Raw genomic sequence first — 16,346 nt, forward strand, 5'->3', positions numbered from 1 at the left:
TGGGTCTCATGCCTGGAACCAACCTCACCCGGGACGAAGCAGCCGCCCGCGCTGCGCTCCTGGACGTGACCTCGTACGCGATCGAACTCGACCTCACCACCGGCGAGGAGAAGTTCGGATCGACCACCACGATCACCTTCACCGCCGCCACCCCCGGCGCCAGCACCTTCGCTGACCTGGTCGACGCCGACGTGCACACGATCACCCTCAACGGACGCACCCTCGACCCGGCCACGGTGTACGCCGACAGCCGGATCCAGCTCGACGACCTGGCGTCCGAGAACACCCTCGTGGTCTCCGCCGACTGCCGTTACTCCCACACCGGTGAGGGTCTGCACCGCTTCGTCGACCCTGCCGACGACCGCGTCTACCTGTACTCCCAGTTCGAGGTGCCCGACGCCCGCCGCGTCTACACCACCTTCGAGCAGCCCGACCTCAAGTCGGTCTTCACCTTCACCGTGACGGCTCCGTCGCACTGGAAGGTCATCTCCAACTCGCCCACGCCTGCACCGGTCGCCGTCGAGGGTGACGACTCCAAGGCCGTGTGGGCGTTCGAGCCAACCAAGAAGATGTCGACCTACATCACCGCGATCGTCGCCGGTGAGTACTTCGAGGTCCAGGACGTCTACGAGGGCAAGCACGGAACCATCCCGCTGGGTCACTTCTGCCGCCAGTCGCTGGCCGAGTTCATGGACGTCGACCGTCTCGTCGACGACACCCGCAAGTCGTTCGCGTTCTTCGAGGAGCAGTTCGACTTCCCGTACCCGTTCGGCAAGTACGACCAGCTCTACGTGCCCGAGTACAACATGGGCGCGATGGAGAACGCCGGCTGCGTGACCTTCCGCGACGAGTACCTCCCGCGCTCGCGTCAGCCGCGCTCGTTCTACGAGCAGCGCACCTCCACGATCATCCACGAGATGGCCCACATGTGGTTCGGCAACCTCGTGACCATGCAGTGGTGGGACGACCTCTGGCTCAACGAGTCGTTCGCCGAGTGGGGCTCCTACTGGTGCGAGGCCAACGCGACCGAGTTCACCGAGGCCTGGACCGGCTTCGCGAACGCCCGCAAGCTCACCGGCTACCGCGCCGACCAGCTCCCCTCGACCCACCCGGTCGCGGCCGACAACGTCGACCTGCACGCCGTCGAGGTCAACTTCGACATGATCACCTACGCCAAGGGCGCCTCGGTGCTCAAGCAGCTGGTGGCCTGGGTCGGCCTGGAGCCCTTCCTCGCGGGCCTGCGTCAGTACTTCAAGGACCACGCGTTCTCCAACGCCACCTTCGACGATCTCCTCTCCGCGCTCGAGACCGCTTCGGGTCGCGAGCTCAAGGGCTGGGCCGCGGAGTGGCTGCAGACCGCGGGCGTCAACACCCTGCGTCCGGAGTTCACCCTCGCCGAGGACGGCACCTACGCCTCGTTCTCCGTCACCCAGACGGCGATCGAGTCGCAGCCGACCCTGCGTCGCCACCGACTCGGCATCGGCCTCTACGACCTCGTCACCGAGGGCGAGAAGGCCGGCAAGCTGGTCCGTCGTGAGTACGTCGAGGTCGACGTCGAGGGCGCCTCGACCGAACTCGCCGAGCTGGTCGGCAAGGTCCAGCCGGACCTGCTGCTGCTCAACGACTCCGACCACGCCTACGCCAAGATCCGTCTCGACGAGCGTTCCCAGGCCACCGCGCTGGAGCACCTCGCCGACATGGAGGACTCCCTGGCCCGCGCGCTCGTGTGGGGTGCCGTGTGGGACATGACCCGCGACGCCGAGATGACCTCGCGTGACTACGTCCGTCTGGTGCTGGCCAACATCGGTTCCGAGACCGACGCGTGGGGCCTGTCCCGCGTCCCGGCCTACGCCGCGATGGCCGTGATCCAGTACACCGCTCCCGAGCACCGTGCCGCACTCAAGGCCGAGTGGGAGCAGGGCCTGCGCGCCCTCGCCCTGGCCGCCGAGCCGGGCAGTGACCACCAGCTGACGTTCGTGCGTCAGTACGCCGCCGCCGCGCACTCCGACGCCGCGCTGGCCGAGGTCGCCGCACTGCTGGAGGGCACCTCGCCGTTCGAGGGTCTCGCCGTCGACCAGGACCTGCGCTGGTCGCTGGTGATCGCCCTGGCCGCCGCCGGTCGCGCAGGCGACGCCGAGATCGACGCCGAGCTGGCCCGCGACACCACCATCTCCGGCAAGGAGTCGGCTGCCGCTGCCCGGGTCGCCCAGCCCACCGCCGAGGCCAAGGCCTCCGGCTGGGCCGCGATCATGGACCCGAAGACCCCCAACGCCACCTCCCGCGAGATGGTGCTGTCGATCTTCCGCGGCGGCCAGGACGACGTCGTCCTGCCCTACGTCGACACCTACTTCGAGGCCGCCTCGACGCTGGTGGAGGTCCTCGGCTTCCACAAGGCCTCGATCGTCCTGGAGTACGGCTTCCCGAAGGCCGTCGCCTCGGCCGAGCTGCTCGAGAAGGCCGACGCGTGGCTCGCCACGACCGACGCCCCCGTCCAGGCCCAGCGTTACGTCCGTGAGGGTCGCGCCGACGTGGCCCGCGCCCTCGCCGCGCAGGCCTTCGACGCCGCAGCCGGCGCCTGACGCTTCGGCAAGCACGAAGGCCCCGACTCCCTCACGGGAGTCGGGGCCTTCTGCGTTCCGGCCCGGCGGTGAGAACCGGGGCGGAGTGGTTCAGCGGGTACGGGCGTCCTTGGCCAGCTGAGCCAGTGCGTCGGTGAGCGCGCCCACCTGGTCGCCCGCGGCGAGGGACTTGCCCATCGCCTTCACGACCTTGCGGACCTTCGCGTCGGTGAGACGGCCGCGCACGGCTGCACCGGTCACGATCTCGATGACGCGGGCCTTCGGGTCGACGGCGACCAGGACACTGCGGTCCGGGGCGGCCATCATGCCGTGCAGCTTGGCCGCGTGACCCGTGGGATCAGCGGTCAGCGTGCCACGGAAGACGGAGAACTCGACGCGACTGGCGGTCTCGGCCTCCCGGATCGCGCGGTCGAGCTGGGCCCGCTGGCGCGACGAAAGGTCAGAACGAGCCACTCGCGCCACCGGCGCCGGGAGCGGACTCAGCAGCGTGAAGACCCTTGCCGTCGGTACCGCCGGCCCACTGGCCCTCGATGCCGGAGTACGGGCTCTCCTTCTTGCGGAGGTTCGCCACGGAGACGAGCGCGTAGACGACCAGGGCGACGATCACGGGGAAGCCGACGAGGATCATGAAGAACTCGAAGAACTGCGGCTCGTCCGGACGGGTCCAGACCTCGGGAACGTCGGCGAAGGCCGGGCCGGCAACCAGTGCGGAACCGGCGACCGCCGCCGGCACGGACAGGCGCAGCGACGAGCGCAGGGCGCGGGCGGGGCGGGTCACGGAGGTGCTCTTGGTGGTCACGCCCCCTAGGGTATCGCGTCACCCTCGGACCTCGGTCACCGATCCGGGCCCCCACGCGTGGTCCTGCTCACCCCCGCGCCGGACCCGACGCGGCTCCGCCCGTACCGGCGCAGCCGTACTCCGCGCCGCTCCCCCGCATACTGGGATCCATGCTGCTCCACCACGTCGCGACCGACGCCCCCACGATTCCGGTCGCCTCCCCCCGCTGTTCCGCCGACGAGGACATCTGTGGCTGGGTCCTCGACATGACCGGCAACCAGACCCTCGCCGACCTGGCCGACGTCGTCATCGGCAAACCCCTCGTCGTGGCTGCGATCCTGCTGGTCGCCGTCGTCGTGCGGTGGTTCCTGCACCGCGTCGTCGACCGGATCGTGCGCAGTGCCGAGACCCCGTTCGTTCCCGACAAGGTCACTGCCCGGATGCAGGAGATCCCGCTCGGCCGCAGCGCCGAGGGCACCGCCAGCACCGACCTGACCGACTCCACCCGCCGCGCCCAACGCGCGCGCACCATAGGCTCGTTGCTCAAGAGCGTCATCTCCGGTGTCATCGGAGCGGTCGCGTTCACGATGATCCTCAGCGAGATGGGCTTCAACATCGCCCCGATCATCGCCTCGGCCGGAATCGTCGGTGTCGCCATCGGTTTCGGTGCCCAGACCCTCGTCAAGGACTTCCTCTCGGGCATCTTCATGATCTTCGAGGACCAGTACGGCGTCGGTGACGTGATCCGGGTCAACGACATCCAGGGCACCGTCGAGGCCGTCACCCTGCGCGTGACGCGCCTGCGCGACGGCAACGGGACCGTCTGGTACATCCGCAACGGCGAGGTCACCAAGGTCGGCAACATGAGCCAGAACTGGGCCCGTGCCGTCCTCGACGTCACCGTCTCCCACGAGGCCGACCTGTTCCACGTCCGCGAGACCCTGCTCGACCTGGCCACCGCCCTGTGGCGCGACGACGAGGACTTCGAGGGCCGGATCATCGAGCAGCCCGTCGTCCCGGGCGTGGAGTCGATCTCGGCCGAGGGCATCGTCGTGCGCCTCTCGGTGAAGACCGCCCCGATGGAACAGTGGGCCGTCGCCCGAGCCTTGCGTGAGCGGATCAAGGTCCGCTTCGAGGCCGAGGGCATCGTCGTGCCGCACACCCGCTACGTCAGCGACGAGACCACCGCGTCGGTGGAGAGCGTCACCGGATCTGACGACTGAGCAGGAGGGAGGCAGAATGGAACCCGTGAGCACCTTCTACGACGAGATCGGCGGGATGGACACCATCCGCACGATCGTGGACACCTTCTACGCAGGGGTCGCGGACGACGAGGTGCTGCGCCCCATGTACCCCGAGGCCGACCTCGGCCCCGCCGCGGAGCGCTTCACGCTCTTCCTGGCCCAGTACTGGGGCGGTCCGAGCACCTACGGCGAGTTGCGCGGCCACCCGCGTCTGCGGATGCGGCACGCGCCGTTCGCCGTCACCCCCACCTCGGCCCAGCACTGGCTGCGCCACTTCGCGGCCGGGCTCGACGCCGTCGAGCTGACCCCGGAGCAGCGCACCCGTTTCTGGGACTACGTGGAGAACGCCGCCGCGTTCATGCTCAACGCCGAGGACTCCCCCACTTCCTGAGGCTCAGCACCTGACGCTCAGCGGCCGGCCGGGGCCACCCTCGACTCGACCAACGCCCGCATCGCCGCTGACGGCGCTGCGCTGCGCTGGGTCTCGGGGTCGAAGAAGACCAGCACGACCGAGGCACGGGCGTGGACGACGTCACCGTCACGGATCTCGGACTCGACCACCATCGAGCGGTTGCCGATGCTCTCGATCCAGCTGACGACGGCGTAGGGCTCGACCCGGTGGTGCATCTGACGCACGTACTCGATCCGGGTCCGCGCGACGACCACCGAGGTGCGGTCCTGCGGCTCCAGCTGGTTGCGCAGCTCGGCGGTGAAGGCGATGCGTCCTTCCTGCAGGTACTCCAGGAAGGTGACGTTGTTGACGTGGCCGTAGGCGTCCACGTCGGAGAACCGGACGTTCAGGTCGTAGTGCCCCGCGGGCGTGAGGTGGGGACGCATCGGCGGGAGCGGCGTGCTCGGCGTGGGGTTCTCGATCCATCCCTTCAGCAGGGCCCGTTCCTCGGCAGCCAGTCGACGGGGACGCTGCTCGGCGAAGACGAACGGCGTCAGGACGGTCGACGCGCTCGCGTGCACGACCCGCTGCTCCCCCACCCGGGTGACGATCTCGTAGGAGATCGTGAAGGTCGCGGCCTTCACCTCCGAGATCCAGCACTCGACGTCGACGCTGCGGTGCAGCGCGAGCGGGGCGGCGTAGGTGATGTCGTGGGCGACCACGACCAACGCCTCGACGGCGTCGGACGCGGCGTCGGCCCGCAGACCCGGCGCGATCGTACGCAGGAAGTCGACTCGGGCGTCCTGGAGGTAGTCCAGGTACTTCACGTTGTTGACGTGCTGGAGCGGATCGAGGTCAGCCCATCGCAGGGGGCACTGGTAGACGTGGCGCACCGTTGGATCGTGCCACGACCCGGCACTCTGCGCTCCGTGGGCCTCCGAGCGACGACGGTTCCGGACCGCTAAGGTCGCCCCATGACCTATCCGGGGGAAACCAACTGGCTCGACGAGTCCCAGCAGCGTGCCTGGCGTGCGTTCCTGCTGGGGCACACGCTGCTGATGGACAGGCTCGACGACGACCTGCGCCGCAACCACGACATCTCACTCACCGAGTACGAGATCCTCGTGCGTCTCTCCGAACGAGAGGGACGCTGCATGCGGATGGCCCACCTGGCTGACGCGCTGGCCCACAGCCGCAGCCGGGTCACCCACACCATCGACCGGATGGAACGCGCCGGGCACGTCGCCCGCAGCGCGTCCCCGGACGACGGCCGTGGCGTGGTCGCCACCATGACCGACAAGGGCTTCGCGGTCCTGCAGGAGGCCTCGCACGTGCATGTGCGAGGTGTCCGCGCCAACCTGATCGACTTGGTCAGCGACGAGGAGTTCGAGATCGCCGGACGGGTGATGAACGCGGTCGCCGACCACTTGATCGGACGGCACCCCGCGATGGAGTTCCGCGGCACCGCCTGACCCGACACCTCACGACCTGCGCTTTCCCGGGCGCGACGAAGGCCCCGACCTCACCGGTCGGGGCCTTCGTCATGGCTGGCGCGTGGGCGCGATCAGTCGCGGGTCAGGCGACGGTGCGTGACACGGTGCGGACGTGCCGCCTCCTGGCCGAGACGCTCGATCTTGTTGGCCTCGTACGAGGCGAAGTTGCCCTCGAACCAGAACCACTTGGCGCCGTCCTCGTCGTCGCCCTCCCAGGCGAGGATGTGGGTGGCGACCCGGTCCAGGAACCAACGGTCGTGGGACGTGACCACGGCGCAGCCGGGGAAGTCCAGGAGCGCGTCCTCGAGAGCCGAGAGGGTCTCGACGTCGAGGTCGTTGGTGGGCTCGTCGAGGAGCAGCATGTTGCCGCCCTGCTTGAGCGTCAGCGCCAGGTTGAGGCGGTTGCGCTCACCACCGGAGAGGACGCCGGCCTTCTTCTGCTGGTCCGGACCCTTGAAGCCGAACGACGCGACGTAGGCGCGCGAGTTCATCTCGAAGTTGGCGACCTTGATGTGGTCGAGACCGTCGGAGACGACCTCCCACACGTTCTTGTTCGGGTCGATGCCGCCGCGGCTCTGGTCAGCGTAGGAGATCTTGACGGTCTGACCGACGGTGAGCTTGCCGGAGTCCGGCTCCTCGTTGCCCGTGATCATGCGGAACAGGGTGGTCTTGCCGACACCGTTGGGGCCGACGACGCCGACGATGCCCGCGCGGGGCAGGGTGAAGGAGATGTTGTTCCACAGCACACGACCCTCGAAGCCCTTGGTGAGCTTCTCGGCCTCGAGCACGATGTCACCCAGGCGCGGGCCCGGGGGGATGTTGATGTCAGCGGTGTCGATCTTGCGGGCCTTGTCAGCCTCGGCCGCGAGCTCCTCGTAGCGAGCCAGACGCGACTTCGACTTCGTCTGACGTGCCTTGGCGTTGGAGCGAACCCACTCGAGTTCCTTCTCCAGCATCTTGGCGCGCTTGACGTCCTTCTGGCCCTCGATCTTGAGGCGTTCCTTCTTCGTCTCCAGGTACGTGGAGTAGTTGCCCTCGTAGCCGTGGATCGAGCCGCGGTCGACCTCGGCGATCCACTCGGCGACGTTGTCGAGGAAGTAACGGTCGTGGGTGATCGCCAGGACGGCGCCCGGGTAGCTCTTGAGGTGACCCTCGAGCCACTGGACCGACTCGGCGTCCAGGTGGTTGGTGGGCTCGTCGAGGAGGAGCAGGTCGGGCTGCTGCAACAGGAGCTTGCAGAGCGCGACGCGGCGACGCTCACCACCCGACAGGTTGTCGACCAGGACCTCGGGCGGCGGGCAACGCAGCGCGTCCATCGCCTGCTCGAGACGGGAGTCGATGTCCCAGGCGTTGGCGTTGTCCAGGAAGGTCTGGAGGTCACCGGTCTCGGCCATCAGGGCGTCCTGGTCGGCGTCCGGGTCGCCCATCTCCATGTACGCCTCGTCGAGGCGCTTCATCTTCGACTTGATCTCGAAGACGGCCTCCTCGACGTTCTCCAGGACGGTCTTGCCCTCGGTCAGCGGCGGCTCCTGCTGGAGCATGCCGACGGTTGCCTCAGGGTCCAGGATCGCGTCGCCGTTGTTGGGTCGGTCAAGACCGGCCATGATCTTCAGGAGCGACGACTTACCGGCACCGTTGGGACCGACGATGCCGATCTTGGCGCCGTGCAGGAACGAGAGGGTGACGTTGTCGAGAACGACCTTGTCACCATGGGCCTTGCGCACATTGCGCAAGGTGAATACGTACTCAGCCATGGGACGTGAGCCTACCGGGGTCTCCTGCGTCGGTGTCCATCGCGGCACAAGCCTCCTCCGTGTCCTCGCCCACGGCGTCCCCCGGCGTCTCGACCTGTGGCTGCTGACGTCCGGGCCGGACGAAGGTGCTGCGTCCCCGAGTGAGGTCGTGGCCCACCGAGGCCGCGACCACGACGTGCCGGGTCACCAGGGTGCCGTCCTGCGCCGTCCACGTCTCCGCGCTCACCCGACCCGTCACCAGCACCGGGTCGCCGACGCTGAGTGAGGCAGCGAGGTTGTCGGCTAGCTGACGCCAGGCCTTGACGGTGTACCAGGCGGTCTCGCCGTCCTCCCAGCGTCCGTCACGGAGCCGGCGCGGGGTGCTCCCCACCCGGAAACTCGCCACGGCGACGCCCTCCCCCACGGCGCCGAGCTCGACCCGGCTGCCGACGTTGCCGCTGAAGGTGATCCGGTCCTCGTTCATGCTGCGCTCCTCCTCGTTCCCGGCCGTTCCGGGGCGGGCACCAGCGTGGAACGCACGAGGCCCCACGAGGAGACGTCCTCGTGGGGCCTGTGGGTGAAGCGGGTGTGGAAGCCCTCATGGTCCGGCTGGGGACGTGCGGTGGCTCCCGGCTCGGCGGATCAGCGCCGTCGGATCAGCGCAGGGCGGCGGCGAGTCCCTGACGGGCGGCGGCGTAGGAGGCCAGCTCGGCGTTGACCGGCCCGACGACCAGGTCGTCGGAGACGGCCCGGATCGAGGAACGCAGCCGGGCGTCGGCAGCCGCGGCACGGTTGCGGGCACTGACCGCGACCAGGCCCTTGCAGACCAGGTCGAGCAGGAGACCCAGGCCGATCCCTGAGACCAGCATCAGCACCGGTGCGGACAGTCCGAGCCAGGACGGGGTGGAGGCGTCGGCGCCCGAGGCGGTCGAGAGCATCGACAGCACCAGCCAGCCGGCGCCCGCGAGAGCCAGGGCGATCAGGAGCCACTGCAGCAGGCGGACCACGACGGTCCAGCCCGGCACCTTCTCGGCGCCCAGATCGGTGGCCCCCAGCGCACGGTCGAGACGGTCGCCGATCTCGGGGAGACGGGCCACCGAGGCGGCCCGGACGGCGCTCGCCCACGCGGGACGGAACCCAGTGGTGGCGTCGTCGACCAGTGCACGGACCTCGGAGTCGACCCGGGCTCGCTGCACCTGGGTGGCCTCCGGGACCGAGGTGCGGGCGGCACCGGTGAGTTCCTTGCCGGCGTCTCCGAGGTCGAGGTGGAGTCGCTTGAGGGGGTCCGGCTTGAACCGGGAGGCCCAGGCCGTGACCGGCCAGCCGGTGGCACGGTTGGCGCGCAGACGGGTGGAGTCCTGGACGGCCTTGACGACCGTGGGCACGCCGGCGGCGTCGGCCAGGGCGTCCTCGAGCGCAGCGACCCGCTCGTCGGACAGCTTGGGGGCCGGCGCGGTGCCGACGTAGTTCTCGAGGGTGGCGGCGGCGACCTTGACGTCGGCCTCGAGACGCTTGCGGGCCACCTTCTTGGAAGCGACCTTCTTCGCGATCGCACCGCGCAGCTCGGCGACGCCCCAGCCTTCCTGGGCGCTGACCGGGATCACCGGCACGCCGTTGAGACCGTCCGCGACCAGCAGACGACGCACGTCGTCGACCATCGCGCCCCGGCGCTCCGCCGGGACCCGGTCGATCTGGTTGAGGACGACGAGCATGACGTCCTCGTGGCCCTTGAACTGGGACAGGTATCGGTCGTGGATCGCCGCGTCGGCGTACTTCTGCGGGTCGAGGATCCAGACCAGCAGGTCGGCGTGGTGGACCAGACGGTCGACCTCGAGGTGGTGGGAGACCTCGGTCGAATCGTGGTCGGGGAGGTCGAGGAGGACGACGCCGTCGAGCTCGTCCCTGGTGGTGGTGTCGCTCAGCATCGAGTCACGGGTGACCTGGTGTCGGGCCGGGACGCCCATCCACTCCAGCAGCTCGGGGGCGCCTTCGGAACCCCACACGCAGGCGGTGGCCCACGAGGTGGTGGGACGACGCACGCCGACCGCACTCAGGTCGAGCCCGGTGAGAGCGTTGAACGTGGACGACTTGCCCGAACCGGTGGCTCCGGCGAGCGCGACGATGGTGTGCTCCGCGGAGATCCGCAGACGGCCGGCAGCCCGCTCCACCACCGTTGCGGTGTCGTCGAGCAGGGAGTCGTCCAGGCGACCGCGGGCGGCCTCGACGGCCTGTTCGAGACCCTCGACGCGAGCGCCCAGGTCAGATCCGCGGGTGACCAACTTCTTGGCACCTTCGAGAAGCGACGTCATCGTGTCCTCAACATTGGGATTCGAAATCAGACCAAGAATAGGGCGCGGGTCGAGGTCTCGACACACCGCCGGGCTGTGGAGGCGCACCGAGAACGAACCGATCGGGTCACGACGGCATCACAGGCACCAGCAGCTCCCACGACACCGCCACCCATCATTCGCCCTGACTGAGTGCGAAACGGAGGTCGTCGACGCGACGAGCTGCCTCACGGACGTTCTCCGAGGCCTCCCGTGCGTCACCGATCCCGGCGAGGACCAGGACGAAACGGTCGCGCTCGGCGTCGAGCAGCTTGGTGACCCGACGCTCGAGGTCCTCCTTGGCCCGCGCTGCGAGGGTCCGCACCGCCTGGTCGCCGAAGACCGCTTCGAGGACCTTCTGCCCCAGGAGCGCGCTGCCACCGGCCACGCCGGCCTCGGCCCCCACCAGGGCACCGCCGGTGTGGGCGAAGACGACGACCATCAGGGCCACGCCCAGGCCGTTGACGCCGTAGGCGAGGAACCGCGCGGTGGAGCGCTTGTCGGCGCCCTCGGTGCGGACCATCTCCAGGACGCCGGCCTGCCAGTCGCGCACGGCCTGCTCGGCACGGCGACGGAAGTCACGCGAGGCGCGGGAGAGGTCGTAGTCGCACTCGAGCAGCAGACGCTGACCCGACGCGAGGGACTTCCACGACTCCGCGGCGCGTTCGGCAGCGGCCTCGGCATGCTCCAGGAGCAGCGTCTCCAGACCGGACTCGACCGCGACGGTGACCCGCTCGGCCTGCTGGGGCTTGCCCTTGATCGCGCCGATCAGCTTGTCGCGCAGACGACCGACGCGGTCCTCCAGGGAACGCAGCAGCTCGCCGGTGCCGACGAACTCCTGCCAGCGTGCGAGCACCTCGCCACGCAGCAGGGTGCCGTCGGAGAGAGCCTCGGTGACCTTGGCCTGCGCTGCCATGTAGGCGGCGTCGACGTCGTCGGCCAGACGCTTCTGGACACCGGCCTGCTCGGCCGAGGCGTCCGCGACCTCGTGGGTACGACGCGCGACGGTGCGGATCGCACCCTCGAGGGTCTGACGGACCACGCCGGCACGCGCCTCGGAGTCCTCGGCGAGCATGTCGAGCCATCCGCGCACGTCGGCAACGGCATCGGGCGGAAGCAGCCCGCGCGAGTCCATCGGGCGTTCGGGGACCGTGAAGAGCGGGGAGTCCTTGAGACCACGGCTGGCCATCATCCGGGCCAGGTGGGTCGCGACGGTCTCGAGCGCGTCGTCGGGGGTGCGGTCCAGGACGATCGCGACCGCGGCCGAACGCTCGGCGGCGTGGCGCAGGAACTCCCACGGCACCTGGTCGGCGTAGCGGGCCGCGGAGGTGACGAAGAGCCAGAGATCGGCGGCCGCCAGCAGCTGGGCGGCCAGGAGACGGTTCGCCTCCTCGACGGAGTCGACGTCAGGGGCGTCGAGGATCGCGAGGCCCTGCGGGATGGCGTAGGAACCGACGAGCTGCAGCGCGCGCGGGTCGTCGGTGGAACGGTCGACGCGCTCCAGGTCCGGCAGGAGGCGGTCCTGACGGAACCAGTGGGCGTCGTCGGGGTGGTGCACCAGGACAGGGCTGCGGGTCGTGGGGCGCAACACGCCGGAGGTGGTGACCTGCTTGCCCACCAGGGCGTTGACCAGCGTCGACTTGCCGGCACCGGTGGAGCCACCGACGACGGCGAGCATCGGCGCCTCGATCGTCATCAGGCGCGGAATCACGTAGTCCTCGAGCTGGCTGACCATCTCGTCACGGGCCTTGCGCTGCTCCTCGACGCCGGGGACGTCGAGGGCCAGCTCCGCGCTCTGGAGCGCACCGCGCAACTGCACCAGGGCAGTCAGCATCTGGGCGCCCTTGACGGAGATGTCGGAGGTGTCCTCACCGCTCACCGCTGCGTCAGCGTGGTCGAACGAGCCCTGCGTCGAGGAGCCCTCGTTGTGGGGGGTGTTCATCGGGTGGGAACCACCTGTCCGGGAAAGGAGATGAGAGGACGGACGGCACTGAGCCGAGCCACGAAGGACGCGCCGCGAGCAGCGAAGTCCGGTGGCGGAGTACCACGAAGATATCTGTGATGGAGGAAACCGAACTCAACGGCTGCCTGCTGGTATTCCTCCATCGCACGTAGCCCCGCCTCCTCACCGTACGTGCGGGCGAACGAGCGCGCGAGCCGGCGAGCCCTCAGGTCGACCAGCCAAGGGATGTCGGTCTCGGGCAGGAGGCCCCGCCGGGCGGCGTCGAGGAGGGCTGCGGTGAGCACTCTGCGCTCGTTGCCACGCACCCAGAGAGCGAGGCCGATCGCGAGCACGAAGACCGGAGCCATCAGCACGACGTAGACGAACAGGAACCCCGAACCGTCAGCCCAGGTGGCGGCACCGTTCCAGAGGCCGTGCAGGACGACGGCCAGCGTCCACCCCACGACGGGGAGACAGAATCGGGCCACGGCGGAACGGCTGCCGATCGCCAGTCCGACCGCCACACCGGTGAACATCGTGAACAGCGGGTGGGCGAACGGGCTCACCAGGCAGCGCACGACGAACGTGCCACCCAGTGCCTCCCCCGGCCCGAGGCCGAACTCCTCGGCCTCCACCACGGCACTCACCAGGTAGAGGGCGTTCTCGACGAAGGCGAACCCGATGCCGACCATGCCGGCGTAGACGATGCCGTCGAGGACGCCGTCGAACTCACTGCGTCGCCACCAGAACAGCATCAGCAGGAAGAAACCCTTCGTGCTCTCCTCCGTCAGCGGCGCCGCGACCACGGTGGCCACCTCGTCGCTGATCTCACCGAGCGGCAGCTGCAGCAGGACCGCCAACGTCGTGGAGGCGAAGGCTCCCCAGCAGAACCCGGCCAGCAGGAGACTGCGCGGCTCGGGCTCGTAGCGGTCGAGCCAGAGGTAGCAGCCCACCAAGGGGCCCACGGGCAGCGCTGCGAGGACGACGCCGAGGGCCACGACCGCGGGTTCACCCGAGGCCAGCAGCACCCCGGCGACCAGCACCGCACCCACCACGCAGGCCACTGAGACCACCCGGACGAAGGCGATGCTCTCGGTGCGGCGGGCCACGTGAGGACGGGCCGCTGTGGTCTGGGACATGGCCGGAATCCTAGTGGCGTGGGAGCGGCGGGTCAGGCCTTCGTCGGTGCGGTGGGACGTGTCACGCCCGCGTACAGTCGAATCCGTGAACGAGCAGGACCAGACCCCGGACCAGAGCACCGACGCCGAGACGACCGAGCAGGTCGCGCAGGAGGGCGGGACGCAGTCCCACGACCCTGCGGTCCCGCAGGCCTACGCCGACTTCATGCGGACCGGATGGGCGGACCGTGACGCCGACCTCCCCCAGCACCCGGTGGCGCCGCTGGCGGCCCGTCGTCGTGCTGACCTGCACGCCGCGTTCCCCGGCGAGCGTCTCGTCCTGCCCTCGGGCAGCTACAAGATGCGCGCCAACGACACCGACTACCGGTTCCGTCCCGACACCGCGCACACCCACCTGAGCGGCAACCAGACCTCCGACGCCGTCCTGGTGATCGAGCCCGACGGCTCCCCGGTGCTGTTCGCGCGTCCGCGTTCGGGTCGTGACTCCGACGAGTTCTTCCGCGACCGTCAGTACGGCGCTCTGTGGGCCGGCGAGCGCGCCAGTGTCCGCGAGTTGTCGTCGTCGCTGGGGATCGAGGTCCGCCACGTCTCCGAGCTGCCCGACTTCCTGGCCTCCGGCACCCCGACCCGCGTGCACCGTGGCGTGCATGCCGAGGTCGACGCGCTCCTCCCCGTCGCCGACGCCGAGCAGGCCGCCCGGGACACCGACCTCGGTCGTGTCGCCTCCGAGCTGCGTCTGGTCAAGGACGACTGGGAGATCGCGCAGCTGCGCGAGGCCTGCGACATCACCGCGCTCGGATTCAACGACGCTGTCTCCGAGTGGGACCGCGCCCTGGAGTTCGGCGAGCGCTGGATCGAGGGCACCTTCTTCCGTCGCGCCCGTGCGATGGGCAACGACCTGGGCTACGACTCGATCGTCGGCGGTGGCAGCCACGCCACCACGCTGCACTGGATCGACAACACCGGCCCGATCACGCCCGGCGAGCTCGTCCTGCTCGACATGGGCGTGGAGAACACCAACCTCTACACCGCTGACGTGACCCGCACGCTCCCGGTGGACGGCACCTTCACCCCGCTGCAGCGCGAGCTCTACGAGATGGTGCTCGCCGCGCAGAGCGCCGGCATCGCCGCGGTGAAGCCCGGTGCGGACTACCTCGCCGCGCACCGCGCCGCGATGGACGTCCTGGCCCACGGTCTGGGCGACCTGGGCCTGCTTCCCTGCTCCCCGGAGGAGGCGCTGGACCCGAACTCGCGCGTGTACGCCCGCTGGACCCTGCACGGCACGTCACACATGCTCGGCATGGACGTCCACGACTGCGCCAAGGCTGCCCCGAGCGCCTACACCGACGCGAAGCTCGCCGAGGGCATGGTGCTGACCGTCGAGCCCGGCCTCTACTTCCAGGCCGACGACCTGCTGGTCCCGGCAGAGCTGCGCGGCATCGGCATCCGGATCGAGGACGACATCCTCGTCACCGCCGACGGCAACGAGAACCTCTCGGCTTCGCTGCCGCGCGAGGTCTCCGCGATCGAGGAGTGGATGGGAGCGCTGCGCCGCTGATGCAGTGCGACCACTTCGACGCCGGACGGTGCGGTTCGTGCACCCTGCTGCCGGTCCCCCGTGCCACCCAGGTGGCCGACAAGGAACAGACCCTGCGTGACCTGCTCGCACCCTTCGGGGTGCGGGAATGGGTGCCCGCGTTCGCCGGGGCCGAGTCGGGTTTCCGGAGCAAGGCCAAGATGGTGGTCTCCGGCACCGTCACCGCTCCCGTCCTGGGCATCGGTACGCCCGACGGCGCCGGTGTCGACCTCACCGACTGCGCGTTGCACTCGGCCGGACTGGTCGCCGCGATGCCCGCGCTGCGTGACTTCGTCACCCTGGCCGGCCTTGTCCCCTACGACGTGGCTGCACGTCGGGGAGAACTCAAGCACCTGCTCGTCACCGAGGCCGCCGACGGCGGCCTGATGGTGCGCTTCGTGCTGCGCTCGACCGAGTCGGTGCTCAGGATCCGCAAGCATCTGCCGACCCTGCTCGAGGCGATCGACGCCCGCGTCGTCTCGGTCAACCTGCAGCCCGCGCACGCCGCGGTACTGGAGGGCGAGGAGGAGATCCTGCTGCACGGTGAGACGCTGACCATGACCGTCAACGACCTCGACCTGCACCTGCGTCCGCAGTCGTTCTTCCAGACCAACACCGAGGTCGCCGCCGCGCTGTACCGCGAGGCCGTCGCGTGGGTGGACGAACTGACCACCGTTCCCGACGACGCCGAGGTCTGGGACCTCTACGGCGGCGTGGGCGGCTTCGCCCTGCACCTGGCTCACTCCCACCCCGCACGTCGGGTCACCGGCGTCGAGGTGAGCGCGCAGGCCGTGGAGTCGGCCCGTCGTACCGCCGCCGACCTCGACCTGACCGGAGCCACCTTCGTGGCCGCTGACGCCACTGCATGGGCTCTGGCCCAGGAGGCTGCACCCGACCTCGTCGTCGTGAACCCGCCGCGTCGCGGGATCGGCGCGGAACTGGCCGGCTGGCTGGAGAACTCCGGCGCCCGGTCGGTCCTGTACTCCTCCTGCAACGCCGCCTCCCTGGCCCGCGACCTCGCGGCGATGCCGTCACTGCGTCCGGTCCGGGCCCGGGTGCTCGACATGTTCCCGCACACCACTCACTTCGAGGTGCTGGTGCTGCTGACCCGCGCGGGCTGAGAGTCACCTTCCCCGCAACGTCG

General features: G+C 69.6%; 14 protein-coding genes. 6 read left to right on the plus strand and 8 right to left on the minus strand.

The annotated features are described in order from the left end of the window. The first annotated feature begins 8 nt into the window (after positions 1-8). Positions 9-2,579, plus strand: a complete 2,571-nt coding sequence (gene pepN, locus EOV43_RS11190; protein WP_128221355.1) for an aminopeptidase N — start codon at positions 9-11, stop codon at positions 2,577-2,579. A 90-nt stretch (positions 2,580-2,669) separates the two neighbouring features. Here the strand turns inward: pepN and EOV43_RS11195 are convergent, their stop codons facing one another. Both EOV43_RS11195 and EOV43_RS11200 read right to left on the minus strand, forming a co-directional pair. Next, complete coding sequence (locus EOV43_RS11195) at positions 2,670-3,032, minus strand: DUF5130 family protein (protein ID WP_164878702.1); 363 nt, start codon at positions 3,030-3,032, stop codon at positions 2,670-2,672. Further along, entirely contained in the window at positions 3,019-3,378 is a 360-nt protein-coding gene (locus EOV43_RS11200) for a hypothetical protein (protein WP_128221357.1), read from the minus strand. Before EOV43_RS11200 ends, EOV43_RS11195 begins: the two co-directional genes overlap by 14 nt. Before the next feature lie 149 nt (positions 3,379-3,527). Between EOV43_RS11200 and EOV43_RS11205 the strand changes: the two genes are divergently transcribed. Continuing rightward, positions 3,528-4,580 carry a mechanosensitive ion channel family protein gene (locus tag EOV43_RS11205; RefSeq protein WP_239022102.1) on the plus strand — a complete coding sequence of 351 codons (1,053 nt, stop codon included), beginning with the start codon at positions 3,528-3,530 and terminating at the stop codon, positions 4,578-4,580. A gap of 16 nt (positions 4,581-4,596) precedes the next feature. Next, positions 4,597-4,992, plus strand: a complete 396-nt coding sequence (locus tag EOV43_RS11210) for a globin (RefSeq protein WP_128221358.1) — start codon at positions 4,597-4,599, stop codon at positions 4,990-4,992. A 17-nt stretch (positions 4,993-5,009) separates the two neighbouring features. Here the strand turns inward: EOV43_RS11210 and EOV43_RS11215 are convergent, their stop codons facing one another. Then, entirely contained in the window at positions 5,010-5,885 is an 876-nt protein-coding gene (locus EOV43_RS11215; RefSeq protein WP_164878703.1) for an acyl-CoA thioesterase, read from the minus strand. Positions 5,886-5,966: 81 nt separating this feature from the next. Between EOV43_RS11215 and EOV43_RS11220 the strand changes: the two genes are divergently transcribed. Further along, a complete protein-coding gene (locus EOV43_RS11220) occupies positions 5,967-6,464 on the plus strand; it encodes a MarR family winged helix-turn-helix transcriptional regulator (protein ID WP_128221359.1) in 498 nt (165 codons plus the stop codon). Between the two features lie 92 nt (positions 6,465-6,556). Here the strand turns inward: EOV43_RS11220 and ettA are convergent, their stop codons facing one another. From ettA to EOV43_RS11245, 5 genes are all read right to left on the minus strand, one after another. Next, entirely contained in the window at positions 6,557-8,239 is a 1,683-nt protein-coding gene (ettA, locus tag EOV43_RS11225) for an energy-dependent translational throttle protein EttA (protein ID WP_128221360.1), read from the minus strand. Further along, the gene (locus EOV43_RS11230; protein WP_128221361.1) at positions 8,232-8,702 is read right to left on the minus strand and encodes a single-stranded DNA-binding protein; all 471 of its coding nucleotides are present in this window, start codon (positions 8,700-8,702) and stop codon (positions 8,232-8,234) included. The genes ettA and EOV43_RS11230 overlap by 8 nt, the downstream gene beginning before the upstream one ends. A gap of 172 nt (positions 8,703-8,874) precedes the next feature. Then, positions 8,875-10,527, minus strand: coding sequence for a YfjP family GTPase (locus EOV43_RS11235; RefSeq protein ID WP_128221362.1), 1,653 nt, complete (start codon positions 10,525-10,527; stop codon positions 8,875-8,877). A gap of 154 nt (positions 10,528-10,681) precedes the next feature. Continuing rightward, a complete protein-coding gene (locus EOV43_RS11240; protein ID WP_239022103.1) occupies positions 10,682-12,487 on the minus strand; it encodes a dynamin family protein in 1,806 nt (601 codons plus the stop codon). After that, positions 12,484-13,626 carry a PrsW family intramembrane metalloprotease gene (locus EOV43_RS11245; RefSeq protein WP_128221363.1) on the minus strand — a complete coding sequence of 381 codons (1,143 nt, stop codon included), beginning with the start codon at positions 13,624-13,626 and terminating at the stop codon, positions 12,484-12,486. Before EOV43_RS11245 ends, EOV43_RS11240 begins: the two co-directional genes overlap by 4 nt. An 85-nt stretch (positions 13,627-13,711) precedes the next feature. Between EOV43_RS11245 and EOV43_RS11250 the strand changes: the two genes are divergently transcribed. Both EOV43_RS11250 and rlmC read left to right on the plus strand, forming a co-directional pair. Next, positions 13,712-15,184 carry an aminopeptidase P family protein gene (locus EOV43_RS11250; RefSeq protein WP_239022104.1) on the plus strand — a complete coding sequence of 491 codons (1,473 nt, stop codon included), beginning with the start codon at positions 13,712-13,714 and terminating at the stop codon, positions 15,182-15,184. After that, positions 15,184-16,323 carry a 23S rRNA (uracil(747)-C(5))-methyltransferase RlmC gene (gene rlmC, locus EOV43_RS11255; protein WP_128221365.1) on the plus strand — a complete coding sequence of 380 codons (1,140 nt, stop codon included), beginning with the start codon at positions 15,184-15,186 and terminating at the stop codon, positions 16,321-16,323. The genes EOV43_RS11250 and rlmC overlap by 1 nt, the downstream gene beginning before the upstream one ends. Positions 16,324-16,346 lie beyond the last annotated feature (23 nt).

Source organism: Nocardioides yefusunii (assembly GCF_004014875.1).
Taxonomy (GTDB): domain Bacteria; phylum Actinomycetota; class Actinomycetes; order Propionibacteriales; family Nocardioidaceae; genus Nocardioides; species Nocardioides yefusunii.

Bases quoted from the DNA above. Each gene is read 5' to 3' on its own strand.
- EOV43_RS11245 (WP_128221363.1), bottom strand. From the start codon at position 13,626: ATGTCCCAGACCACAGCGGCCCGTCCTCACGTGGCCCGCCGCACCGAG.
- EOV43_RS11240 (WP_239022103.1), bottom strand. From the start codon at position 12,487: ATGAACACCCCCCACAACGAGGGCTCCTCGACGCAGGGCTCGTTCGAC.
- EOV43_RS11220 (WP_128221359.1), top strand. From the start codon at position 5,967: ATGACCTATCCGGGGGAAACCAACTGGCTCGACGAGTCCCAGCAGCGT.
- rlmC (WP_128221365.1), top strand. From the start codon at position 15,184: ATGCAGTGCGACCACTTCGACGCCGGACGGTGCGGTTCGTGCACCCTG.
- EOV43_RS11205 (WP_239022102.1), top strand. From the start codon at position 3,528: ATGCTGCTCCACCACGTCGCGACCGACGCCCCCACGATTCCGGTCGCC.
- pepN (WP_128221355.1), top strand. From the start codon at position 9: ATGCCTGGAACCAACCTCACCCGGGACGAAGCAGCCGCCCGCGCTGCG.
- EOV43_RS11235 (WP_128221362.1), bottom strand. From the start codon at position 10,527: ATGACGTCGCTTCTCGAAGGTGCCAAGAAGTTGGTCACCCGCGGATCT.
- EOV43_RS11230 (WP_128221361.1), bottom strand. From the start codon at position 8,702: ATGAACGAGGACCGGATCACCTTCAGCGGCAACGTCGGCAGCCGGGTC.
- ettA (WP_128221360.1), bottom strand. From the start codon at position 8,239: ATGGCTGAGTACGTATTCACCTTGCGCAATGTGCGCAAGGCCCATGGT.
- EOV43_RS11210 (WP_128221358.1), top strand. From the start codon at position 4,597: ATGGAACCCGTGAGCACCTTCTACGACGAGATCGGCGGGATGGACACC.